Raw genomic sequence first — 25,605 nt, 5'->3', positions numbered from 1 at the left:
CGCCGTTGGTTCACCGGGACGCCAGTTCGCGCATCGTCGCCTTCGCATCGTCCCACCCGTCGGCCGTCGGTTCGTACGTGCGAATCTCGGCCGTCGCTTCGACGAGTTCGCGGCCCGTTTCGAGGTCGGGAAGCGACCCGGCGGCGACCGCTTGCGTCAGGAGGTTCCCGGTCGCCGTGGCCTCCGTCGGTCCCGCACGGACCACTCTCCCGGTCGCGTCCGCGAGGGTTTGGCAGAACAGTTCGTTTCGAACGCCGCCGCCGCCGACGTGGAGCGTGGACGGATTTCGACCGGTCACGGACGCGATTTCGTCGAGCACGAGCGCCGTTTTCACCGCGAGGCTATCGAGAAGGCAGCGGACGGTTTCGCCCTTCGTTTCCGGAATCGCCTGCTCCGTCTCCCGACTGTAGTCGGCTATCCGCTCCGGCATCTCGCCGTCGATGCTAAACGTCTCCGCGTCCGGGTCAACGATGGTTTTCCTTGCGGGTACGCCGCGGGCGGCAGCTATCAACTCCTCGTAGGGCGCCGACTCGTCGCGTTCCTCCCACGCCCACCGACACTCTTCGAGCAGGAAGAACCCGTTCACGTTCTTCAGCAGACGGACGGTGCCGTCGAAACCCAGTTCGTTGGAGAGTCCGGCCTCGTAGGCCGCCTCGGAACGGTTCGGCTGCGAAGCGACGAGTCCGAGGATGAACCACGACCCGGTGCTGAGGAACGCCGCCCCGTCCGAGAGCGGCATTCCGGCGACGGCCGCCGCCGTGTCGTGGCTCGCCGGGAGGACCAATTCCGGTTCCGACGAGAGATACTCCGCCGACACCGTTCCGGCCGTGCTTCCAGGTTCCCGGAGCGGCGGAAGCGGTTCGGTCGGGAGCGAGAGGTCGTCGAGGAGGTCGGTGTTCCACGTCCGTCGCTCGGGGTCCAACATCTGTGTCGTCGAGGCGACGGTGACTTCCGTGATGGCGTCGCCGCCGAGGAGGTACGTCAGCAACTGCGGCATCATCAGCAGGCGGTCCGCGTCGTCGAGACGGTCCGGTTCGTTTTCGGCGAGCGCGTGGTACTGCCAGAGCGTGTTCGGGGTGTTCCAATGGTTGAGTCCGGTGGCGTCGAATATCGACCGCTTTCCGACGGTATCGATGATAGCATCGCGCGTTTCGCTCACCGCCGGGTCGCGGTAGGAGTACGGGTCACCCATCGGTTCGCCGTCGCGGAGGAGTCCGAAATCGAGTCCCCACGTGTCGATTCCGACCGTATCGATTCCGTCGAGCGCTTCGGCAGCCAACGAGAGGCCGGTTTCGATGCCGTCGAGCAGCCTCGATAGCTCCCAAACGTACCGGCCGCCCACCTCTCTGGGTCGATTGTCGAACCGGTGAATCTCGGTCACGTCCAGTCGGTTGGGTTGGATTCTCCCGACGAACACCGTGCCGCCGTTGGCGCCGATATCTACAGCTACGTGTTTCATACCGTTCTTCCACTACCGACGCCCTTCATTGTTTTTAATGTTTCTCGAACTGATTTCACCGAGGTGTGGATTTTTGGGCCAGACAGAAATGAAAAGGAGAAGACATTTATGTTTAGGAGAACAAAACGCAGTCGTAGAAGGTTCATACCCGAATTTCCGCACGAATACGTTCGGAAGGTCGGTGATCGACTGTCCTCGACAGAAAATAAATCATCGTTCAATATGAATTTTCACTTTCAGTTTAGCATTGGTGAACAAATATAAATAGCACTCCGAAGACGTACCACCCATGGACGAATCGAAGCGGTATCCGGTGAAGGCGACCAAGACGTCGGTCACGCTCATAGAAGTACTCGCCACCGACGGGCCACTCGGCGTGACCGACGTGGCCGCCAGAATGGACACGACGAAGGGAACCGTCCACAACCACCTGACGACGCTTCGCAGTTTGGGATATGTGAAGAAAATCGACGGCCGATACGACCTCACGTTACGTGCGCTCGCGACGGGCGAACGGACGCGGGAGCGGTCGCACCTGTTTCGCGTTGCGAAGCCCTACCTGGACAATCTCGCACAGACGACCGGGGAATGGGTCGGCCTCTTCATAGCGGAGGAGGGTCGCGGGACTCGTGTCTACCACGCAGTGGGTTCCGACACGTGGTCGCCGCCGTCGGTCGATGGCGACCAACTGCCGCTACACGCGACCGCCGCTGGAAAGGCGATTCTCGCTTCGATGCCCGACGAGCGGGTCGAGGAATGCGTTCGACGACACGGGTTGCCCGCGCGAACGCCCCAAACGATCACCGACCGGGAGACCCTCGACGCACAACTTCGAAGCGTCCGCGGAGACGGTGTCGCCTACTGTCGGGAGGAACGAATCGAAGGAGTCAACGGCGTTGCCGCTCCCGTCCGCAGTAACGAGGACGAGCGCGAGGGGGCCATCTCCGTGGTCGGGCGGGCCGAGGTACTCAACGGTCGGCGTTTCGAGGAGGATATCACCGGACAGGTGTTGAGTACCGCGAAACAGATAGAATTGGAACTTCGATCCGACTGAAATCGTTTAGTTATTCTAAACGGTGCGACGAGTTCTTCGGTTCGTTCGTGTTCTCGATACCGGCCGGGGGAACGTCTCTCGGGTGGTCAACCTCTATCGCCCTCGAAACTGCTGAGGCGACTGCCGTCCCTCACGTCCCCGCATCTAAATTACAATGGTAGGGGTGTAATGCAATGGGTCATCGAAAAGACGGCCGTCCATCGGTTAGCTAGCACCCTACGTAGCCTCGTCACTTTGTCCCCTTCTCTATACTATCGTCAGATATGTGCGAAGCCCTAAATACCTCTCTACTACCTATTTTGACCACTCCCCACTTAAGAACAGCGCTTCCGGATATCGTATCAAGCGGTAAGCGAATTAGAATCCGCTCCGAACCCAATCTGCACACAGTTCATTGTGTGAGTGTAACAACGGCGATTCGGGCCGGCTCCCGGTCACTCCGTGTCGCGACGGAACTGAAACGGCGACCGGTCGTCGTCCGTGAAGAGCATTCGACTCACGACGAGCCACGTCGGGATGGCGAGTACGACGATGGCGGGAAAGCGAACCCACGCATCGAGGGGCGTGAGCAAGGCGCTGTAGAACCACACGATAGCGAACGTGAGGGCGAGCCGAACCATCGGCTTCAGTGCGACTTTCATTCGTTATCCGGCCGTCCGCCGTCTGCGACCGGTTCGTCGGCGTGGTCGAAACCCTCGATGCTGAACCTGTCGTCGACGACCACTTCCTCGGCGACGAAGCCCGTTCCGTACTCGAACTCATCGACGTGAATGCAGGCCGCTTCGTGCCCGTCGTTCGCCCCAGGGATCGCATCCAGCGACGGATCGGTCGTCTTGCACTCCTCGGTAGCGTTCGGGCAGCGAGAGTGGAACGAGCAACCGCTCGGCGGGTCGAGCGGTGACGGGACTTCCCCCTCTAACGCCGTTCGCGTGCGGGCGAGGGCGGGGTCCGGCTCCGGAATCGCTCGGAGTAGCGACTTCGTGTACGGGTGTTGTGGACTCTCGAAGAGGTCCGTTCCGTCCGCCACCTCCACGATTTCGCCGAGATACATGACCGCCACGCGGTCACAGAAATGACGGATGACGCTGAGGTCGTGGGCGATGAACAGAATCGTCAGGTCCAACTCGTCCTGAAGGTCCATCAGCAAGTTGAGTATCTGGGCTTGAATGGAGACGTCGAGTGCCGAGACGGGTTCGTCGGCGACGATGAACTCCGGGTCGACCGCGAGCGCGCGGGCGATACCGACGCGCTGGCGCTGCCCGCCCGAAAACTCGTGCGGATACCGATTGGAGAACTGCGGCGGAAGGCCAACCGTCTCCATCAGTTCGTCTACGCGCTCGTCGCGTTCGCCTTTGTACAGCCCGTGAATCTCCATCGGCTGCTTGAGTAGCTGCGAGATGGTCTTTCGACGGTTGAGGCTGGACGCGGGGTCCTGAAACACCATCTGGATACGCTTTCGCATCGCCTTCATCTCATCCTCTGACAGTTCGGTGAGGTCGGTTCCGTCGTAGCGAACCGTCCCCGCCGTCGGTTCGTCGAGGCGCAGGAGCGACCGCGCCGTCGTGGACTTTCCGCTCCCGGATTCGCCCACGAGGCCGAGCGTCTCGCCACGTTCGATTTCGAAGTCGACGCCGTCGACGGCCTTGATGCGCTCCTCCGCGCCCAGTAGCCGGTCGATCAGTCCATCGTTCTGAACGAAGTGCTTGCGCAGTCCGCTCACCTTCACCAGTGAGTCGTCAGTCATCGATTACACCTCCATCGGCCGCAGTCTCGGTACGTTGGCCTGTTTCCTTCTTGTTCGATATCGGGCCGTATCCGCGGGCGTGGATACAGGCGGCCTCGCGATTCGGTTCGACCGACCGCAGTTCCGGGTCGTACTCGCGACACGCGTCCGTCGCGTGTGGACATCGCGGATGGAACGAACACCCCGACGGCAGGGCGGCGAGGTTCGGCACGTCGCCTTTGACGGGGACCAACCGGTCCATCTCTCCCCGCAGCGTCGGCAGCGAACGCATCAGCCCGCGCGTGTAGGGATGACGGGGATTCTCGAAGAGGTCGTCCACGCTCGCACGTTCGACGATACGACCACCGTACGCGACCGCGACGCGGTCGCACGTCCCGGCGACGACGCCGAGGTCGTGTGTGATGAGGATGATGCTCATCCCGTATTTCTCCTGAAGGTCGTCGAGCACCTCGAAGATCTGTGCTTCGATGGTCACGTCGAGCGCCGTTGTCGGTTCGTCGGCGATGAGTACGTCCGGTTCGCAGGAGATCGCCATGGCGAGCAACGCACGCTGGCGCATCCCGCCCGAGAACTGGTGCGGATAGCTATCCATGCGAGCCTCGGGTTCCGGAATACCCACGTCATTCATGAGCGAGACGGTGCGCTCTCGCGCCTCTCGCTTCGAGACGTCCTGATGTCGCAGGATGACGCGGCTGATCTGTTCGCCGATGGTGAACACCGGGTTCAAGCTCGTCATCGGATCTTGAAACATCATCGATATCTCGTTGCCCCGTATCGCGCGCATCTCAGCTTCGCTCTTGTCCAACAGGTCGTCGCCGCCGTAGAGGACGCTTCCCTGTTCGATGCGTCCGGGTTCGTCGACGAGCTGCATCACGGAGAGAGCGGTAACGCTCTTTCCGGACCCGCTCTCGCCGACGATGCCGAGGGTTTCGCCCTCGTGGAGGTCGAACGAGGAGCCGTCGACGGCTTTCACCGTTCCCTCGTCCGTGTAGAACCGAGTGACGAGGTCGCGAACCGACAGTATCGGGTCGCTCATTCTCTCGTCTCCTCCGTGTATCGCGGATCGAGCGCGTCGCGTAGCCCGTCACCGAGCAGGTTGAACCCGAGGATGGTGAGCACGATGACCGCGCCCGGGAACACCGAGTACCACCACTCGCCGCTGTAGAGGTAGCCTCGTGCGTTCGACAACATCAATCCGAGACTCGCCTTCGGGGGCTGAATGCCCAGGCCGAGAAACGACAGTGCCGCACTCGCTAGCACGGCCGTCCCCATGTACAACGTGCCCTGAACGACGACGGTCGGCAGCGTGTTCACGGCGATGTCCTTCATGAGGATGTGTCGGTCGCTCGCTCCGAGCGCCTTGGCGGCGTCGATGTAATCTTCTTCCATCTCCTTGAGCACGGAGCCGCGCATGACGCGGGCGAAACTCGGAATGTAGACGACGCCGATGACGATGATTATCTTCACTAAGTTCGGGAGCACGAACGACGCATACTCCGTCTTCCCGACGCCCAGCACACCTAACACCGCGATGGCGAGGATGAGGCTGGGGAACGAAAAGAGGATGTCCATGAACCGCATGATGATTTCGTCGACCCACGTGTTCCGGTAGTACCCGGCAATCGCACCCGCGCTCACGCCGATGAGCATGGCGAAGAAGACGACGCCGAGCGACACCGTCATCAGGGTGCGCAAGCCGTAGAGGATACGCGAGAGGATATCGCGGCCGTGATGGTCCGTCCCGAGGTACGCGGTCATCGTTCCGACCGCCTCGCCGTTCGTGTTTTCGACGATCATCTCGGTACCCATCGGCATCGGGTTGTGCTCGCCCTCAGGCGCCTCGAACTGTGCGGTCGGGTCGTGCGGGGCGACGTAGGGTGCGAACAGCGCGAGGAGGAGCATCGTGCCGATAATCGCACCGCCGAACAGCGACAGCTTGTTGCGCCGGAACTCCTTCCAGAACATCTGGAACTGCGAGTGGTGCGTTCCGGGGGCCGACCCAGCGTCGAACTCGTCCGCCTCTGCGTGGTCTTTCGTTGCCATCGTTAGTTCCTCCCGCCGTATCTTATTCGGGGGTCGAGGTAGGCGTAGAGTACGTCGACCGCGAGGTTGGCGAAGACGAATACCATCGATATGAACAGGATGAGCGCCTGAATAATGCGGTAATCCCGCCGGTCGATGGCGAGTATCAGGAGCTTCCCGATTCCCGGCAGATTGAACACGGTCTCCGTCAGAATCGCCCCGTTCATCAGCTGTCCGAGACCGACGCCGATGACAGTGACGACCGGAATGAGTGCGTTCTTGCTGGCGTCTTTCAATATCACTTCGCGGCTGCTGATACCCATCGCTTTCGCCGTCTTGATGTAATCCTGGTTGAGCGTGTCGAGCATCTCCGAGCGCATCATCCGTGCGATGAGCGCGGAGTAAGCCGTTCCGAGCGTAATCACGGGCAGTACCAGCTGCTGGAGGTTCGCTACCGGGTCGACCCACGGCGGCGTCCAGCCACCCGTCGCCCAGGGGAACGAGAACTGGACCGCGAACACCATGATGAGGATGATTCCCAGCCAGAAATCGGGGATGGAGATACCGGTCAACGCGGCGATACGTGCCGCGTGGTCCTCGATTCGGTCCTGGCGAACGGCGCTGATGATGCCGGTGGGAATGGCGATGAGTACCGCCATTATCATGCTGAGTATGGACAGTTCGACCGTCAGCGGCAGTCGTTCCACGATGATGTCCGTCACCGGCGCCCCCTGTTGGACGGTCCAGGACGTTCCCAAGTCTCCCTGTATGGCATCGGCTATCCAGAGCCCGTATTGAACGTACACCGGTTGGTCCAATCCCATATCGTGTCGAATCTGGCTGACGAGCTTTTCGTCTTGGAGCGGCCCGAGCATCACGCGGACGGGGCCGCCCGGTGCGAGGTGAACCAGCGCGAACACCACGACGCTGACACCGAGCAGTACTGGTATCGTCAGCAGCAGGCGTTTTGCGACGTAGCGTCCCATGCTCATCGCTTGATCACCACCGGAGCAGTTCTACATCGACTCATTCGTTCACTTCCTCTGAATCGAATTCCATGGTTGTATACGTTTACTCACCGATCTCGATGTCCCGGTACTTGTCGACGAACGTGCCGATATCGTAGTTCTTGACCGAGTTATTCCACGCCTCCAGCTTGTTCACGTACGCGATGTCGATCTGAATCGCGTGCTCGACGAGGTACTCCTGGAGACGGTAGACGATCTCTTTCTGGGTCTTTTTGTCCGTCGCCGCCTGCGCCTCGCGCAGCTGTGCGACATACCACTCGTGTCCGTTCGAGTAGTCTCCCTTGGCGTCGGCTGGCGGCTCGGGTCCGCTCGGGGCGTAGATGTCCATCAGGTCGTCCGCCTGGTGGTGCCAGTTGTTGTGGTTGTGGTTGTTGTTCGCGTAGCCCGCCTCCAGCCAGGACGTCACGACCGGAATCGACTGCCCCCAGTCTTCCATGGCGGCGTGCCAGTCGTTCGTGCTGTAAACCTCGTTCAACAGGGTCGACTTGTCCACGGCGGTGACGTTCACGTCGATGCCGATGTTGGACAACTGGTTCTGAATGACGACGGCTTCGTCCTTGAACCACGAGCCCTTGGTGGCGATGATGTCCATCTGGAAGCCGTCCGCGTTTCCGGCCTTTTCGAGTTCCGTGCGGGCTTTCTTCGGGTCGTAGAGCTTCATCTCCTTGAGCTTCGGCGACGTCCACTCGCTGTCGGGGTACCAGGGACCTTTCTGGACGACGCCCTGTCCTTGGAAAATTTCGTCCAGAATCTCATCGCCGTTGATGCCGTAGAGCACCGCCCGCCGGTTGTGGACGTTGCTCATCGGGTTGCCCTCCGCCTCCATGAGGTTCACGTAGAGAACCTGCGTGAGGTTGCCGGGAACCGACTCCGCCGTGATGTCAGGCTGACCCTTCAGCCCCGCGAAATCCTTCGGCGGAACCTTGTTCGTGAGGTCTATCGTGCCGGAGCGAAGGTTGGCGAGACGGGTGGAGTTCTCCCCGATGAAGTCGAACTTGATTTCGTCGACCGACGGAATGCCGTCCATCCAGTAGTTCTCGTTTTTCTTCAACAGAACGTGGCTTCCGCTCTTCCACTCGACGAACTCGTACGGACCGGTACCTGCGCCGCTCGGGTCGTTCGTCAGTTTGGTCGCGAGACCGCTCGGTCCCTTCCCGTCCTGAGTCTCGCCGCGTGAATCCTTCGGGACGATTCCTTCGAGGCTCCGGGTGAGCCACCAATTGAGCGTACCAAACGGCTTCGACGTGTTCAGTCGGAGCGTCCGGTCGCCGACGATTTCGCTGCTCTCCACGAACGGCATCCTGCTCTTGATTGGAGAGTTGTTATCGGGGTTCAGAATCCAGTCGACGGAGTATTTGAAGTCCTCGACGGTCACGTCGTCGCCGTTGTGGAAGGTGATTCCGTCGCGGAGCGTGTATTCGAACGCTTTCCCGCCGTTCTTCGGTTCAGGGACTTCCGTCACGAGTCCCGGCTTCAGCTTCTCGTCGGGGGTCAGTTCGATGACCTCGTCGAAGATGAGGCCGCCAACCGTGCTCGTGGCGGTGTCCGTCCAGAGCGCGGGGTCGAAGTTCCACACTTCCGCAGAGATGGCGACGTTCAACCGCGTCTTCTTGCCGTTGTTGCCGCCGCCACCGCCGCCGTTACCGTCTCCACCGCCGTTCTCGCCGTCGTTCGAGTTTCCGGAACATCCCGCGAGCGCTGTTCCAGCCAACACGCCTGCGGCGCCGACGAACTGCCGTCTGTTCAAATTGTATTCGATTATGTTGTCGTCTTTCATATCTACTGTTACCTACTTCGATACACACGTTTTGGTGTGGTCTACCTTAGCACATGGAGATAGATTATATAATTGTTTTGTTGACGGCGAGGGCTGTGTTTCGATACGTTTCGTTACGATTACCTGTTCCCATAGCAGTTTAATAGTCGTACTTTGTTGTAGAGCCATGGCAGATGCCAGACCGCTCACCCTACGAGAGCTACGCAGAGACCTTCACAAAAACCCCGAATCCGGTTGGAAGGAGTTCCGCACGACTGCGCTCATCGCACACGAACTCGACGAGCGCGACTACACCCTCCACCTCGGTACGGACGCCGTCGCCGAGGACGCCCGCCTCGGGGTTCCGGACGACGCCGATATCACGAATGCGGTCGCTCGCGCCCGTGAGAAGGGTGCACCGGAATCGTTCCTCGAGCGAATGGACGACATCACCGGACTCGTCGCCGAGAAGACGTACGGAGACGGGTCGGGACCGACCGTCGGTGTCCGAGTCGATATGGACGCGCTCGAGCGCAGCGAGGCCACCGACGACGACCACGGCCCTGCACGCGACGGGTTCGGGAGCACGCATCCGAACGAGATGCACGCGTGCGGCCACGACGGCCACACGGCCATCGGTCTCGGTATCGCACGCGAATTCGACGAGAACGGCGGTTTCGATGGGACGTTGAAACTGTTTTTCCAACCCGCGGAGGAAGGCGGACGGGGCGGTAAACCGATGAGCGAGACCCACCACCTCGACGACGTCGAGTACTTCCTCGCGCTTCACCTCGGACTCGGTAACGAGACGGGAATGGTCGTCGCGGCGTACGAGAACCCGCTGTCGAACGCGAAACTCGACGTGACATTCGAGGGGGCCCCGAGTCACGCTGGGAACGCACCGAACGAGGGACGAAACGCGTTACAAGCCGCAACGACGGCGATTCAGAACCTCTACGCCATCCCTCGCCACTCCGACGGTGCGACCCGAATCAACGTCGGCAAGGTTCACTCGCCGAATCCGCAGAACATCGTCGCCGAGGAGGTCGAGATGCGCGTCGAGGTTCGCGGCGGCTCGGCGGAACTGAACGACTACATGCTCGAGAAAGCGCGCCGTGTCGTCGAACACGCGGCCGGAATGCACGACGTGGAACTTCGAACCGGTCTCTACGGGAAGACAACGACGTTCACGGCCGACGACTCGATGATCGAGGCCGTTGCGGCTGCGGCGGCCGACGTCGACACCGTCTCCACCGTCGTCGAACGCGCCGACATGGGTGGAAGCGAGGACGCGTCGTACCTCATCCGTCGCGTACAGGAGAACGGCGGCGAAGCGACTTACGTCGGTATCGGCGCGAGCAACCCGTACGGCCACCACACGGCTCGATTCGATATCGACGAGGATTCCCTCGCTATCGGAGTCGACGTCGTCGCTCGTACCGTTCGAACGCTCTAATCGCTGCACTCGGACGAGACTCGCCGCTGGTTCGGAGCGGCGGCACCGTTAGCGAGACGTCCGTCAACGTCCGACGACGCTACCGGTAGTTTTCCGGACGATACACTGTGTTTATTACCCCTCATTCCGATTGAGCGGAGGTATGCAGGTTGACCAGCAACGCCTTCGTCGCGACGTCGAACGAAACGGCCAATTCGGTGCCATCGATGTCGAGGAGGGCCACGGGAGGACGGTACTGACAGGAAGCGATGCGGACCGACGCGCGCGTGAGTTTTTCGTCTCGCGGCTCGAAGACGCCGGACTCTCCGTGCGTGTCGATGCGGTCGGCAACATCGTCGGACGATGGGTTCCGGACGGGGCCGACCCCGACGCCGCGCCCGTAGCGGCCGGGAGTCACCTCGATTCCGTTCCCGAGGGCGGTATCTTCGACGGTCCACTCGGCGTCTACGCGGCGCTCGAAGCCGCCAGAACGCTGCAGGCTTCGAACGCGGACCTCCGGCGGCCGGTCGAGGTCGTCTCGTTCACCGAGGAGGAGGGCGCACGGTTCTCGTTCGGATTGCTCGGGTCGTCCGTCGCCACCGGCGTTCGAACGCCCGAGGAGGCGCTGTCACTCGCTGACGACGAGGGACGAACACTCGAGACGCACCTGCAGAACGTCGGCTTCGCAGGCGACGACGAGGTTCACGCGGACGACTGGTCTGCCTGGGTGGAACTGCACGTGGAACAGGGAACGACGTTAGAGTCGGCCGGGAATCAGGTCGGCGTCGTGGACGCGATCACCGGCATCACGAACTGCAGGGTCGAAGTCGTCGGTGAGGCGGACCACGCGGGCGCGACGCCCATGTACGAACGCTCCGACGCGCTTACGACCGCGAGCGAGTTCATCGTCGACTTCCGTCGCGCCGCGGAAGACGTGGTCGCCTCGATTAGTCCGACGGCCGTCGGAACAGTAGGCCGGTGCGACGTCGCGCCGAACGCCCGCAACATCGTTCCGGGGTACGTCGAACTCCATATGGACATCCGTGACGTCGAGTACGAGTCGATGAACGTGCTCGCGGACCGCGCCCGCCAGTCGCTCACGCGCCTCGAACGCGATGCGCCGGTTCGAATCGAATTCGACCGGTACCGTGACCAGCGGCCCAGCCGGATGGCCGACCGGTGTGTAGAGGCGGCATTGAACGCAGCCGAAACGCGCGATATCGGCGCACAGAAGATGTACTCCGCCGCGATGCACGATACTGCAAACGTCTCGTCCGTGACCGACTCCGTGCTCCTATTCGCTCCGTCTCGGAACGGTCTGTCGCACAACCCGCTCGAATGGACCGACTGGGACGATTGCGCCGCAGCAACCGACGTACTCGCGACGACGCTAGCGGAACTGGCGAGCTAATACTGGTGCATTCGGACGTCGTACCTGACGATGGACGCTGTTTCGTGACTATGTAGATAGTTGCAATCGTTAGCTTGAGGTGATGTATCCTCTTGTTACGTCCGATATATCTCGGATTCAACCGTCCTCGCTCGAGCACAATACGTCGGCTGTCCACGCGACCACATCGGAAATCACACCGCTCTGACGATGATGTGCGCCCGATGTTCGATACGAACGCTCGAAGATGAGACGGGTTGACGGCCGGAGAACGAGTGAGATGGCCACGTATTACCTTCTTCCTTGAGATTGCAACATATGCAAACAACTATATCTATCGTTTGCACAGTGAAGGTATGAGAAAACTACCGAATAACGGTTCTCCGTCACGGACACTGAGCACCGTCGTGACGGCGGTGAACGTGATACGGGCTTTGGAGGAGTTACGCGCCGCGACCGTTGACGACCTCGTTGACCACCTCGACGTCTCCAAAACGACCATGTACAACCATCTTGCAACACTTCGACAAACTGGGCTCGTCGTCAAGAACGGCGACGCGTACGAACTCAGTCTCCAGTTTCTGCTCCTCGGCGAGTTCGTCCGCAACCAGCACGTCCTCTACAAAGTGGGGAAGAAAGAGGTGGAGAGGTTGGCCAAACGGACCAACGAGTACGCGCACCTCTCGACGGAGCAACACGGTCTTCGAATCAGCCTGCTCAAGGTACGCGGCGAGAAAGCGGTCGGAGACGAGTACCAGACGTCGAAGTTACAGAAGCCCGACTATCTGCACCCGTCGGCGACGGGGAAAGCGATACTGTCACAACTCTCACCCGAACGAACCGCGGAGATAATCGACTTTCACGGCCTGCCGGCCAAGACCGGGAACACCATCACCGACCGGGACGCACTCCTCGAAGAACTCGAGGAGACGCGTGAACGCGGCTACTCCTACAACGACGAGGAGGAAATCGAGGGGCTGCGCGCGGTCGGTGCGCCGATCAGGGACCGTGACGGGAACGTCCTCGGGGCGTTGAGCGTCTCCGGGCCGACGAGTCGGATGAAAGGAACGCAGTTCCAGGAGACGATACCGGAGATGGTCACGAGCACCGCCAACGTCATCGAGGTGAACATCAACATGGCGGACCGGAGTTCCGACACCCCGCATTTGGGGTAGTCCCCGTTATCACCTCGGGACACGCTGCCACCGAGACGTGCTTCGATGTAGGACGATTCCGCGTTCATTTCCGGTATCGACGAACCGGTCACTCCTCGTTCTACACCCGTCAGTCGCTCCCCTTCGGACCCACCTGTTGTCTGTTGCGAGTGATCGCGGCCATGCCATTACAACACTAATATTGTAACTATCGGGAATCAAAAATCAGAGTACAGCGTATCCAATATCGCCGATGAACGGCGCGATATAGCGATTCAGGCGGTTGAACGAGGGTATGTGGTCGTTGTACCTGCCATGCGGGGTATGGCAGAACATCACGCCACTTCGATGAGGAACTCGGCGACCGTATCTGCCACACCCCGCAACCCCACGCCTAACTATTTGGCAGGTCACTAATTCGAGAAGAGTTAGAATCGTAATCGAAACGATGTCTGAACTCCAGTTTGAAGCGCGTGCAAAAGGGTGAATTGGCTGAAGTCGTGCATTCTGGGGTTGCTATTGCCTGTGTAGTCTCATCTCCCCCGCGCCCTTCCAGAAGTTGTGACTGGTGCTCTCAATGCATAGAACAGCTCGTTGGCTCTCTTCGAGCACTAACATTGTCGCTTCTCAAATTCGTTGAACCCTGTAGACAGACACTAGACTACCGACAGGGTGGTTCTGTTCGCTCAGTGTGCGTTGGCGATCCGGCTAATTGGGCGAAGCACCCGACGAGGCAACCACCCGAGGAACGAAATGATCGGGCTTAGTCGGCCCCAACGAGACGGGGTTGCCCGGTATCCCGTACCGGACTGCTCGACGCGTCCCTTGCTAACGAGGTAATCAAGCGCCAACTCGGTGCGCGACTCGGTGATATCAAGTGCGTCCGCAACCTTCGTAGTGGTCTGTGAGCCGCCGGTATTCTTGAGATGGTGGTAGATGCTGTTGAGTGTCTGCATCCGCAGCATCATCTCGGTCTCTTCGCCATCCATCTCCGAGACGTACTCGTGAGTGGCTTTCGAGGAAGCGTACTTAGCTGTCGTCGCGCCGTCGAACGTGAACCAGAACCCGAGAACAAGCATGGCCCCACCGAGTGCCGTCCCATCGAGGATGAGCAGAAACGCTCCAGTGACCGCAACGCTCACACCATAGAATACCCAGTTCGTGCCATCGGGGAGATCGTATCGCGCGTCGGTAAATTTGTGTGCAATCATTCCGATGCTCAGGATCGCTATCGGGACAATCGCCTTCCATGCCATGTCGGTGAGCCAGAGCAGGACGGCGAGAATAGCGATCGTGCCGACGGCTTCTCGAACGAGACTTTGTTCCCAGAGCGCTGGATTCCGCTGCGCCATACCAACTAATTGGACGAGGTGTTACTTAATATACCGAGTTTTCAATCCGGGTACACGTGACCAACTGAGTTTCGCCACGACCCCACGGGGTGCACGGACCCAGAACGCCGATCCTCATTTTGCACACAGAATTGACGAAACCGTGTGCAAGATTGCTCGCTCAAAGGCGCTAACTCACACTGAATTAGGCCACGAACGACCCAGCGCCGATGTTCATTATATGCTATCCCAAGTGAGTTACCCACTCAGAGACGCTTTTCGCCCCCCGTGTGCAAAATGAGCGAAGGAGGCTATCGGTGCCGTCAATATTCTAGACCACCAAACACGACTGCACCAACTACTGCCTGAATTATTGCGGACCAGAGTGGAGAGCCACCGAGCCAGAGACTCATTCCGAACCAAACGAGAAACCAGATAGTGCCTAATGCGAAACCACGTTGGAGAGGCGGGAGTTCCTGAATCGATCCCTCGAGTAGCTCATATCGGACCAACAGGGAGTTTTCAGCCATACAACAGAGATTGAGAGCTAGTCGTGAATTACTTTCGACCCTCCACCTACATCACTCACACGGACCTCATCATACCAACCGACGTACTCTAATGTATACTTTGCATCGTGAGATCTCATGGTCCCGGGTGGGGGCCGGAGGGCTGGCAGGATACGATTGAACCGCATGCAAACAGAGGAATAAATATCCGTCAAAAATTACTTTCCTTGATGGGCGAACGAAGGGCGAATGCAACGGTCCAACCATCCCGACGTGAAGTGTTTCGGGAGATCGCTACGACGTCATATCGAGATTGGCCCGCGTACAATGCAACTCCACTGTACGATCGGAGTTCGCTCGGTGGACTCGAAGAAGATATCCGAACTGTCGCGGGGGTTTGGTTCGGACACGATGCTCACGAATCAGTCGAGGACTTCGTGTGCTGCCTCCCACTGACGTATGTCGAGTTCGACGCTCACGACCGCTACGCGGGAACGACTCGCTACGGGATGGAGCAGTTGGTACGAGCCTTTCTGCTGAAAGAACTCCACGACTGGGAGTACGAGAGCAAACTCGTCGACTACCTTGACCAATGTTCGTCGGTTCGAAAGCTCCTCAATCTTGAGAGCGTACCTGATCAGTCGACGCTGTGGCGAACATGGCATCAGCGATTCACACCCGCTCTCAGAGAGACGATAGTAACGGCGGCAAGGAGCATCCTCATACAGGCGGATCGAGCAGACGTTTCTGTTCCCCGTGAGCCACCAGAACGGCCGTCTCCAAGGGAGCAATCTGACGAGGTAGTACCTACTCAACAAGAGATACTCGCTCGCGCTGAGCAGATCACAGAGCAGGTTGGCGAGATCGCTCATCCAGCGTTCTCATTGGGTCGTGGAGAAGGATGCGAGATACACCAGAATGCGTTCTGGCAGTTACAGACCTACCTTGGCCTTCGTGAGAACCTCGCTGCGAACGAAGGTGCACGCAGTTTCCTCTACGAGTCCAATCGGAAGCGAACACCACTTGGGCACAACCATCGAGAACATCTACGCGACCTCTCCATCAGTAAGATTCGCGAGATGTACCGGGAGGCAGTGAGACGAATTATCGACCGGCTGGGTAAGACGGATACCTTTCATCGGGCTGGGCTAGTCGCTATCGACACCACCGAGGAGAACCCGTTCACTGGTGATCGAGAGGGTCACGAAAACGAGATCATCGGGACGAAAGAGAAGAACACCGAGTACGCCTACCAATGGGCGACCGTCCAGCTAGTCGGCAACGCAGTTCCGTTGGTCCTGGACGCTCGGCCGGTCAAGAAGAGTGAGACGCGTCGAGAGATCGTTGAGGATTTGCTTGATAGCGCTCAGAATCTGCTCCACATCGACGGAGTGCTGATGGACCGCGAGTTCGACAGTCAACACCTCTTGGAATCCATCTCTCGGCGGGGATTGACGTACGTCGTTCCGAAGCGGATGTATACCAGCGAGAAGGCACAGGCAAAGCGATTGTTCAAGCGTGGTCAGGATTACTATACTGCTGACCGGAAGCTCCACCTCGGACAGAACGAGTGGCACGATACCACGTTCATCTACAAGCGTAACCCGAACTCAGAGCGAGATGACTACGGCCAGTACGCGTTGTTCCTGACGAACGCTCCAGCCGGTGCCGTCCGTGAATACAGCTATCGTTGGGAGATCGAGAGTGGCTACAAATCGATTAAGCGATTCATGGCTGCAACTACCTCGAAGGACTTCGTGCTGCGGTTCTTCTATTTCGCCTTCGCATGCTTGCTGTATTCGATCTGGCGAGCGGTCGATCTCCTCGTACAGGTGGCTCTGACGGACGAGTATGAGCGCTCGCCGATAGTGACGGCACAGAACACGCTCACGCTGTTGCAGAAGCGGACAGGTGTCGGATAGAATCCAGTGTAGGGCTGGAAGCCGCGAGTCTGAGCAATAGCTCTACCCAACGTATCCCTTGGGCGCGATTTTAATAGATCGCCGACACAAATCAGTTGGTGGAGCTTGGTTTGGTGGGCATCGAAACCTACTATTCCGCTAAGATAGCGCATTCTGACCCCTCTATACCGACTGTAGTCTCATCTTCCAGCGCCCTTCAATTTGCTATAGCGAAATACAATTTATAAATAACGAACTGAAGGTGTTCGGACGTCTGAGGCTGTATAACACCTGAATTTACTGTGATCGTGCCGATAAAATTCACTTCCGCTTTTTCTTCTAAGCGGAAGTGATTGAGGGCGGGAGTGGTGCAAGAAACTATGCGTGAAGGTTACTCAACCGTTCAACGAAAAATTTGTACGCAGAGTATTGTCTAGTTTAACCAGATTGAGAAGCGAGAGGGTTGCGGTTAACGGGATCGTTGACAAATTCAATGACGAATGATATTGTGGATTCTCTACAATAAATGCCGAAGCAAACTTATTTCTTAATAACAAGCTGTCTGTTTGGTACAGTACTGAGTCGGAAGATGTGCTTCTGCTCTATTTGGCCCAGAGACATTATTTTTCAAGCATTGTGCTTTTCGTTAATGACTACAATTATCAAATCGTATTCCTTGCAATTCGATTGATCGGCAACTCAAATATAAACGATGTATTCTGTCCAAAGGTAATCTCACGTACTCAAGGAACTGATTGACTGTACTATCCGTTATAGGTTGATCCTCGGTCGAATATCGATAGTAAATTGAACAGTTTGTACAATATTGTAATCCGTAGTCACCGTATCAGTTGTTCAACAATGTAACATCTGTCGAAAAGAAATAAACTATGCACTGATTTTGGTTATTGACTATATTGGTAATTTATCGAGATCGAACTTGATGCTTCACGAATTCTTTGTTGCAGTTGACTCTGATACGATTCATCTCGCATACGATCGCTCGGCGCAATTATTCCGACAGCACCTAAAATATCATCGTTAACAAGAACTGGAGCAGCAATAATGCCCATGCCGCTGACCTGCTGATCCCAATCGACTGCATATCCTTCCTCCCGAATCCCTTCTAATTCATCCTTTAGGGCGTCGATATCAGTAACTGTCTGGTCGGTCATCGACTCCAATCCGTGCCTATCAATAATTTCATTGACACGGTCTTCGGAAAGATGGGACAAGATGGCTTTTCCAGAGGCGTGCGTGTGAAGCGGTGTCCGCATGCCGGGATACATCCCGAGATCTAACGCTTGATCTCCGCGTTCGTAGTGGAGAATAACCGCCTGTCCATTATCTTCGATGTTGATGTCTGCTACTTCCCCGGTCTCTGTCACTACTCGCTGGAGTTCGCTTTGTGCAACTCTAAACAAGCGACTTCGATACTTGACCCGCCCTCCAACGGTGAGCGGCTTGTAGCTCAGCCGGCACTCTCCCTGTGTCCGTGTGATGTATCCTATCGACTGTAGAGTTTGGAGATAATCATAGATCGTGCTTTCCGGGACGTCCAACCGTTCCGCGAGTTCGGATGTAGAAGCACTGGTTTGCTCCCAGAGTATCTCGATAATCTCGAACGCCCTATGAACTGTTTTGAGCGGTATCGGATCACCAGACATATACAGCACTATTCGGGAAGTCTACTTGTAATTTGCGATCATTTCGCAACTACCTCCCACACGTCTTTGGCTTCGAGGAAGTACAATCGTCCGAATTGCCGGATCGTGGAGAATGGGGATTGTCGATCCGATCGCTATACGAACAGGGAGTCAGTATGATTCTTAGTGGTATACGATGACCGTTGACCTCGGTTGTACGACGGCATTTCGATTATATCGCAAACGAAGAGCCAGCCATCCGTTGAAAGCCGCTTATCCGCGAGAGATAGTACTCCTCACTACTGTCGTTACCGGTTTGCTGACTCCACTGGTGATCGATCTCATCCGGCGGTCTGTTACAATACTACCTCTGTAAAGGCCTTGTTCATGCGCGAATGACCCGGTAGAACAGCGAGTCGGTAGAGGACACACACCGTACTCATACCGAATCGTCATTGCGGATATCTCGCAAAGCCAGTCTACAGGAAAATCATCGGAAATCTCATAGACAAATGACCCTCCGATAGTTTGCCGAACAAATGCCTGAAACTGGTCAAATCTCATCTAAAAATCAACTTCGAGATCATCTGGTCGTCGTTCCGAGCGGATCGATATGTTTCATCTCTGTTTCACGGTCTGCTAACGTCGCGATTGCACTACTCAGACTTCGTGGTTGAGTCGATCAGTGCTCCGACCGCCTGTGCCCCACGCTCTGGCGTGTCGAACGTCGGAATTCCAAGATTCTCCATCTCCCGTCGCTCGTCCTCAAGCGCGTGATCGGGACCAGCAACGGTAAAAAGAATCGGTTTGTCGACCTCCGTTGATACTTTCGCCAGTTCATCAACTGGGTAGCCCAATGAATCTTCGTATATCTCGTAGACGAGGACGATATCGATTCGGTCATCACGTGCAACGATGTCGACAACCTCCCCGAACTTCGGCATCGGTCGGCCCGTATCGACGGGGTTCTCCGTATACGTGATTCCGGGAAGGATGTTGTCTAACCGTTCCCGTGTTTCGTTGGTCAGATTCGGGAAAGCGGCATCTGTACCCTTGAGGTGATCCGTAATGATGATCCCGGGACCGGCCTGAGCCGTCACGATTCCTACGTTTGTTCCCTTTGCTGTCGGCGAGTCAGCTAAGACTCTCCCAGCGTCGATCAGTTCGGTAGTCGAAGACACGGTGACCAAACCAGGGCGATCGAATCCATCCTCATAAATCGCGTTCTCCTGTGCTGGCGCCGCCGTGTGTGCCTTGGCGAGATCGGCGATGTCGTGCTTGCCGACCTTGTATGCAACGATCGGAGTCTCTGAGCTCTGACAGGCATCGAGGAGTGCATCGATGTCCTCCGTCCCTTCGACATGCATAACGATCGCGTCAGTCCTCGGATCTGCGTCGAGTAGCGGAACAACGTCGGCGAATTCCGTGTTCATCCGATTTCCGAGACCAAACATCGCTGAAACACCGTATCCTTCACGGGTAAGCTGGAACGACATGGTAATGCCGACGCCAGCACTCTGCGTGATGAGTCCGATATTGCCGGGGTTGACGTCACGAATGCGCGGGACAAACGATCCATATAGATTGTCGTGTGGGATCGCATATCCTGCCGTATTCGGTCCGAGGACCATAATCTCGTACTCGTCTGCGATCCTCGCGACTACCTCTTGGAGCTCTTTCCCCTCGTCGCCGACTTCGGCAAATCCACCGGCGAAGATCACGGCAGCATCGACGCCTGCCTCGCCACATTCTTCGAGCACCTCTGGCTGCAACGGTCCGGGGACACAACAGAAGGCCAAGTCCGCGTCTGTTTCTTGGACCGAGTCGACGAATTCGTATCCGAAGACGGTCCCCGAACTCGACGGATTTACGGGGTAAATCTCGGTGTCATACGCTTCGATATTCGACATCGCGTCGTTCCCGAGCTTTCCCGGTGTTTTCGATGCTCCGATGACGGCGATGCCGTCTGGGTCGAAGAGAGCTGACACGCCCATACCGGGTTAAACTAAACGTTGTCTCTTAAGTCTCCGGGTTTCGCCGCACTGCTGCGTCGCTGGATTCCCCGATCGTTGATAGCCCGACATTCGTTGCGTTGAATGATACTGAACTATCCGCCCGATAGCCGGTCGATCGTTTTCGTGATGCCTCACAGAACGATCAGCGCGGAAGTGCGTACGCGAGTAGTGCTATCGGTGTCGGGGGTTCGTCGCCATCGAGCGATGTGCCGGCGAGTGAACAGTTCAGCGGAACCGGTTGGATCCGACTATCGGCGAGTTGGGTTCGACACGACGTCCCCGGTGCAGTAACAACCTCGGCATCACTTTCGTCGATCTGATCGAACAGGATCCCGCCGATGGCTTTGCTCAGCGAGTAATGTTCCGCCTCGTATCCGAACGTACCGGCCATACCGCAGCATCCCGAGTCGAGGGGATCGACGCTATACCCGGCCCGTCGAAGGACACCGACTGCGTGATGATCCTTTTTCACGGCCTTCTGGTGACAGTGGCCGTGGTATACGAGCGATTCGGCGGGTGGGTTCCAGTCGACTTTCTCGTCCAGTCGGAACGCGTCTAAATACTCACAGAGTCCGTAGGTGTTCGCAGCGACCGATCCAACTGCGTTACCAGTACACAAATCAAGGGCATCTGATTGGAACATCACCGCGTCGGATGGTTCCGCGACGACGATATCCCAGCCATCGTGAACGCGCGGCTCGAGTTCTTTTAGATCTCTTTTCACGGTCTCTCGAGCACTGTCGACAAACCCTTTCGATAATGCCGGTCGACCGCTATCGGTTTCGATTGCTATATCGACGTGGACACCTGTTGCCTCGAGAACGCGTACTGCTGCTTTTCCGACGTCCGGATGACTATAGTTGGTGTAGGTATCCGCAAAGAGGACGACTTTTCGCTCGGCTTCCGTTTTCGAGACACTGGGGTCGCGTGCGTCGAACCAATCTTGGAGTGTTTCACGATGAAACTTCGGTAGCGACCGCTCGCTCGCAATCCCGACCGTTTTTTTGGTGGCCGTCCCCAATGCTGGAAGCGACTGTATCAGATTCGACACCGGTGCCAACGCACTTCCGATCATTGCGAGCGTATCGAAATTGGCGAAAATATTGTCGCGAAGACTTGCACCGTATTTTTCATGCCGCTCGTGCATGACTTCAGTTTTGAGTTTCGCCATGTCAACGCCGCTTGGGCAGTCTCGCTTGCACCCTTTACATCCGATGCAGAGATCAAGTACGTCCTCGGCGAATTCGTCATCAGTAGGATCGTCGGGAATATTACCGCTCATTGCCTGCCTGAGGAGGTTCGCTCGCCCACGGGTCGTCGTAATCTCCTCTTCAGCGGCTCTATAGGTCGGACACATCACTCCACCCGTGGTTTCCTGGGACCCACGACACCCTCCACACCCGTGGCAAAGTTCGACCATTCCTTGCATCCCGTTCTTACTCTTCCAGTTCAACGATGGCTCAAATCCAGCGTCGAACTCGTACTCCCCGTCGTACCTAAGGTGTTCTGTCATAGCGTGATCACCACAAACGTTCCCCGGATTGAGTAACCACTCGGGATCGAACGCGGATTTCAGGTCGCGAAACACCTGCCAAAGGTCGTCACCGTACAGTTTGCGATTCCACTGGGTGCGCGCGCGTCCGTCGCCGTGCTCGCCGGAAACGCTGCCGCCGAACTCGACGACCATATCGGTGACCGCGTCCGCGATGGCGACCATGTCTTCGCGATCAGCGGTTGCCTTCGTGTTGATCAGCGGGCGTACGTGGAGAACACCTGGACCGGCGTGGGCATAGAATGCTGCATCGGCATCACGATTCTTTTCGGTAAGTAGCGACTGAAAGCGTTCGACGAATTCCGGGAGGTGTTTCGGCGGAACTGCACAGTCTTCGATGAAACTAATGTGCTTTTCGTCGGAGGTTCGAGAGAGCAGGATCGGGAGGCCTGCTTTTCGAAGCGTCCAAAACATCGCACGCTCATCCGCGTCATGGGCCTCCAATCCGGTGAACGCAAACGTTTCGGTGTTAGTTGTCCGATCTTCGGAGGGGGGTATTTCAGTGGCAGTTTTCGGAGTCCTATCGGCGAGGAGGGCCGCAGTCTGTTCCTGGCCGTGGTCGTTATCATCGGCGTAAAATTCGACGAGGAGCCCCGCTTCTCCCTCACTCGGGACGATCGAAGCTGCTTCTTCAAACTCAGTCGTCTCTCTGGCGAGGCCGAGAAGTACGTCATCGATGAGTTCGACCGCAGCAGGGTCGTGTTCAAGCACGTACTGGACATCAGTCACGGCATCGAGGACGCTCTCGTAGAACAGCAATGACACTGCTTTCGTCGTTGGGACAGGCTCGAGTGACACTTCGGCTTCGGTAACGATAGCAAGGGTGCCTTCGCTCCCTGCGAGCAAGCGAGCGAGATTGACTGTCCCTGTCTCAGCCTCCTTGACGAGTACGTCGAGGTTGTAGCCCGAGACGTTACGTTTCATCTCAGGAAACCGGTCCCGAACTTCGTCGCCCTCTTCGTCGATAATCCGGACTATTTCCGCACACACCTGTTCAAACAGCGATCCGTCAAAATCGGCAGACAGACGGAGCTTTTCGACACTTATCTCGCCGAGTGTGGCGACTGTTCCGTCGGCCAACACGACTTCACATTCCTCAACGTAAACGTCGGTCTTGCCATAGACGAGCGAGTGTGCTCCGGTTGAGTTGTTTCCGATTGCCCCACCGATTACGCTACGGTCACCAGCGGCCGGGTCGGGTGCAAATTTCAGATCGTGGGGAGAAAGTGCCTCGTTGAGGTCACCAAGGACCGTACCCGCTTCAACCCGAGCCCGTTGCTTTTCTGGTTTGATTGCCACGATATCATCCATGTATCGAGTGAGATCAAGTACGACGGCCTCGTTGATTGCTTGCCCTGCCAAGCTCGTCCCACCACCACGTGGTAGGAGCGGAATTCCTCGGTCAGTACAATAGGTGACGGTTGTCGCGACGTCATCGGTTGATTTTGGGAAAACGACGCCAATCGGCGTGATTTCGTATGCGCTTGCATCGGTTGCATACAGTTGCCGCGTATAGGTATCGAACCGAACGTCACCGGCAACTCGGTCGCGGATATCGTCTACGAGCGCCGGTCGATCTATCTCATCTGAAACGAAATCATATGGCGATTTGTGATCTGCGGTATCGTCTCCTTCCTCGAATGCTGTAGTGGAGTTCGTAGTCATCTTCGATTCAACGTTCAAATAGTTAACACGCGTTTCCCACCAATAAAACGTTCGACACACAGTTAATTATTCGAAATTATGTCACTGTATCGTTGGAAATCCGTGGTCGCAAGCGCACGTCTTCGAAATACGATCACCCACCGGGAAGGCTCTTTTCGGGAGCGTTGCTCGACAGGGTACACTTCGTTCGGAATCGTCGATATTATTCTCTCCCTCGAGCGAGAATAAAATGACCGGGTTTTACGAGTTGAGTAGGGTGAAAATCTCTGTTTGTTGGAGACTTTTGTCCGATCAGATAAGTCCTATGAACACAGCAGCATGGACCAACGCAGCGGTTATCGGGATGAGAAGGGCAGTTCGCATCACGAACAGTACGAATAAGTCTTGGAATCGAATCGGAATATCGTCGAACATATCGACCATCATCGGCGCTGAGGCGGCAAAGAAAATCGCTTGCCCGCTTACCACGATTATGACGAAAACCTTCGTAATCAGGTCACCTCCAACGGCGAACGTTGCAGCAATGAACATTTCAGCACCACCAAGAATCACCGATGTGGCGGCCATCTGTGGATCCGGGATACCGAACGCAGACAAAATCGGAACGAGCGGTGTCGACAGCACCTCGAAAACCGACGTGTATTCGTTGAGAGTTACAGCGGCCATCCCAATCGTGAGAATCGTCCCCAGCATCATTCCAGTCAGTTTCAACCCGTCGATGAGCCCGTAGACCGCGGAGCTCGGGATTGAGGCTCCCTCTTCAGCGGTTTTGATGGCCTCGTTGAATGCAAATCTGGAATAGTCCCCTACTGACCCGCTGAATTCTGGCTCTGGGTCGGGTTCAGCAATGAATTCGTTCGGGACGGTCGAAAGCGGCGGTATTCGAACGAGAATGATTCCCGTAATAATCACACTAAGCAGGTACAAGAGAACGACGATCGGAAAGACATGCAAGATCTTGAGGACAGCAGCGATCGCTCCAATCGTTCCCAAGTTCGCCGTAGCAAAGCAGGTACAGATGACGAAGACCTCTCGTTTGTCATAGCCGCCACGGTCAAAGACGTTTCGTGTGAGGTAATAGCCGATACTGAACGAGCCAAGCCATGACGCTGCACTATCAAGCGCCGCACGACCGGGTAAATTGAACACTGGCTTCATCACCGGTTGGGAGAGCGCACCAACGAATTGCAGTCCCCCGAGTTCAGCGAGTAAGTTGACGAAAACAGCACCAATCGGAATCACGAGCGCGATCGTTAGGAGGAGACCGCCCCAGACAATACCTGATGTATTCTCGCTAAGTAGCCACTCTGGTCCCTGACCAATGAAGATCGGAATCGCAAGAAAAATCCCGACGATGCGGAATATCCAGAAAATATTCGACGTTTGCCAATAATCCAGCTCGAACCGATCGACTGTCCGGTTACTGATCGTCACGATTCCATGGTGGTTGGCCATCGAAATCGTCGTCAGGATTCCACCGGCGAGTATCAGACCGAGCGTTAAGAACTCCACGAAGGTCGGGAACGCTTCCTGTGTGATACTCACAACGACGTCGAGTGGAATCGTAGTTTGACCGTTCCACTGAATCGGGAACAGAAAGAAGAACGAACCAATCCCGAACGCAAGAATGAACTTCAGTACGGGTTTTGGTCGCTTCTTTATTAGACTCACATCTCTGATTGTTTTTGTATCTAGATCGACACTATCGCCAGACACATGCTCGTCATTCTCCCACGTGGTACTACCAAACATGGTTCGACCGTATTTTCCATGGATAATAAAGATATCGGTTGTATATGTAGATTAGCTACGTTTTGCCGCTTTGAATCAACTTCCAGATAGAACCCCATATTTGACGCACTGCCGCTCGAATGATCCGCATCAAATCTTCCGTCTGCGATAATCCTTGTCCCCGCAGTTCGACACGGTACGTGACCACAACTG

General features: G+C 56.9%; 17 protein-coding genes. 5 read left to right on the top strand and 12 right to left on the bottom strand.

The window, feature by feature from the left end:
* Window positions 1-10: 10 nt before the first annotated feature.
* Window positions 11-1,459: a rhamnulokinase gene (locus tag AC1XDK_RS15195; RefSeq protein WP_483350748.1), complete on the bottom strand. Its 1,449-nt coding sequence runs from the start codon at window positions 1,457-1,459 to the stop codon at window positions 11-13.
* 289 nt (window positions 1,460-1,748) lie between these two features.
* Here AC1XDK_RS15195 and AC1XDK_RS15190 point away from each other — a divergent pair, with 289 nt between their 5' ends.
* Window positions 1,749-2,513 (top strand): IclR family transcriptional regulator, encoded by a 765-nt coding sequence (locus AC1XDK_RS15190; RefSeq protein WP_483350747.1) that lies wholly within the window; start codon window positions 1,749-1,751, stop codon window positions 2,511-2,513.
* Window positions 2,514-2,947: 434 nt separating this feature from the next.
* Here the strand turns inward: AC1XDK_RS15190 and AC1XDK_RS15185 are convergent, their stop codons facing one another.
* The 6 genes from AC1XDK_RS15185 to AC1XDK_RS15160 all read right to left on the bottom strand — a co-directional run bounded on the left by AC1XDK_RS15185 (window position 2,948) and on the right by AC1XDK_RS15160 (window position 9,084).
* Window positions 2,948-3,154, bottom strand: a complete 207-nt coding sequence (locus AC1XDK_RS15185; RefSeq protein WP_483350746.1) for a hypothetical protein — start codon at window positions 3,152-3,154, stop codon at window positions 2,948-2,950.
* Entirely contained in the window at window positions 3,151-4,257 is a 1,107-nt protein-coding gene (locus AC1XDK_RS15180) for an ABC transporter ATP-binding protein (RefSeq protein ID WP_483350745.1), read from the bottom strand. The genes AC1XDK_RS15185 and AC1XDK_RS15180 overlap by 4 nt, the downstream gene beginning before the upstream one ends.
* The gene (locus tag AC1XDK_RS15175; RefSeq protein ID WP_483350744.1) at window positions 4,250-5,293 is read right to left on the bottom strand and encodes an ABC transporter ATP-binding protein; all 1,044 of its coding nucleotides are present in this window, start codon (window positions 5,291-5,293) and stop codon (window positions 4,250-4,252) included. The genes AC1XDK_RS15180 and AC1XDK_RS15175 overlap by 8 nt, the downstream gene beginning before the upstream one ends.
* A complete protein-coding gene (locus tag AC1XDK_RS15170) occupies window positions 5,290-6,300 on the bottom strand; it encodes an ABC transporter permease (RefSeq protein ID WP_483350743.1) in 1,011 nt (336 codons plus the stop codon). Before AC1XDK_RS15170 ends, AC1XDK_RS15175 begins: the two co-directional genes overlap by 4 nt.
* A gap of 2 nt (window positions 6,301-6,302) precedes the next feature.
* Window positions 6,303-7,265 carry an ABC transporter permease gene (locus tag AC1XDK_RS15165; protein WP_483351060.1) on the bottom strand — a complete coding sequence of 321 codons (963 nt, stop codon included), beginning with the start codon at window positions 7,263-7,265 and terminating at the stop codon, window positions 6,303-6,305.
* 85 nt (window positions 7,266-7,350) lie between these two features.
* Window positions 7,351-9,084, bottom strand: a complete 1,734-nt coding sequence (locus tag AC1XDK_RS15160) for an ABC transporter substrate-binding protein (RefSeq protein WP_483350742.1) — start codon at window positions 9,082-9,084, stop codon at window positions 7,351-7,353.
* Window positions 9,085-9,250: 166 nt separating this feature from the next.
* Here AC1XDK_RS15160 and AC1XDK_RS15155 point away from each other — a divergent pair, with 166 nt between their 5' ends.
* The 3 genes from AC1XDK_RS15155 to AC1XDK_RS15145 all read left to right on the top strand — a co-directional run bounded on the left by AC1XDK_RS15155 (window position 9,251) and on the right by AC1XDK_RS15145 (window position 13,063).
* Window positions 9,251-10,519, top strand: coding sequence for an amidohydrolase (locus AC1XDK_RS15155; RefSeq protein ID WP_483350741.1), 1,269 nt, complete (start codon window positions 9,251-9,253; stop codon window positions 10,517-10,519).
* Between the two features lie 142 nt (window positions 10,520-10,661).
* On the top strand, window positions 10,662-11,909 hold the full coding sequence (locus AC1XDK_RS15150; protein ID WP_483350740.1) for a M20 family metallo-hydrolase: 1,248 nt from the start codon (window positions 10,662-10,664) through the stop codon (window positions 11,907-11,909).
* A gap of 335 nt (window positions 11,910-12,244) precedes the next feature.
* Entirely contained in the window at window positions 12,245-13,063 is an 819-nt protein-coding gene (locus AC1XDK_RS15145; protein WP_483350739.1) for an IclR family transcriptional regulator, read from the top strand.
* 665 nt (window positions 13,064-13,728) lie between these two features.
* On the opposite strand, the gene AC1XDK_RS15140 is transcribed toward AC1XDK_RS15145, so the two are convergent.
* On the bottom strand, window positions 13,729-14,394 hold the full coding sequence (locus AC1XDK_RS15140; protein ID WP_483350737.1) for a hypothetical protein: 666 nt from the start codon (window positions 14,392-14,394) through the stop codon (window positions 13,729-13,731).
* Between the two features lie 718 nt (window positions 14,395-15,112).
* Between AC1XDK_RS15140 and AC1XDK_RS15135 the strand changes: the two genes are divergently transcribed.
* Window positions 15,113-16,804 (top strand): transposase, encoded by a 1,692-nt coding sequence (locus AC1XDK_RS15135; RefSeq protein ID WP_483350736.1) that lies wholly within the window; start codon window positions 15,113-15,115, stop codon window positions 16,802-16,804.
* An 884-nt stretch (window positions 16,805-17,688) separates the two neighbouring features.
* Here AC1XDK_RS15135 and AC1XDK_RS15130 read toward each other — a convergent pair.
* The 4 genes from AC1XDK_RS15130 to AC1XDK_RS15115 form a co-directional block, all read right to left on the bottom strand.
* Complete coding sequence (locus AC1XDK_RS15130) at window positions 17,689-18,450, bottom strand: IclR family transcriptional regulator (protein ID WP_483350734.1); 762 nt, start codon at window positions 18,448-18,450, stop codon at window positions 17,689-17,691.
* A gap of 635 nt (window positions 18,451-19,085) precedes the next feature.
* Window positions 19,086-20,423: a CoA-binding protein gene (locus tag AC1XDK_RS15125; protein ID WP_483350733.1), complete on the bottom strand. Its 1,338-nt coding sequence runs from the start codon at window positions 20,421-20,423 to the stop codon at window positions 19,086-19,088.
* Window positions 20,424-20,586: 163 nt separating this feature from the next.
* Entirely contained in the window at window positions 20,587-23,661 is a 3,075-nt protein-coding gene (locus tag AC1XDK_RS15120; protein WP_483350732.1) for an FAD-binding and (Fe-S)-binding domain-containing protein, read from the bottom strand.
* Window positions 23,662-23,952: 291 nt separating this feature from the next.
* Window positions 23,953-25,413 carry a YjiH family protein gene (locus tag AC1XDK_RS15115; protein WP_483350730.1) on the bottom strand — a complete coding sequence of 487 codons (1,461 nt, stop codon included), beginning with the start codon at window positions 25,411-25,413 and terminating at the stop codon, window positions 23,953-23,955.
* Window positions 25,414-25,605: the final 192 nt, after the last annotated feature.

The organism is Haladaptatus sp. HS23 (assembly GCF_056892285.1).
The sequence above is the reverse complement of the archived record's forward strand: the minus strand, read 5'-3'. Positions and strand labels throughout refer to the sequence as shown.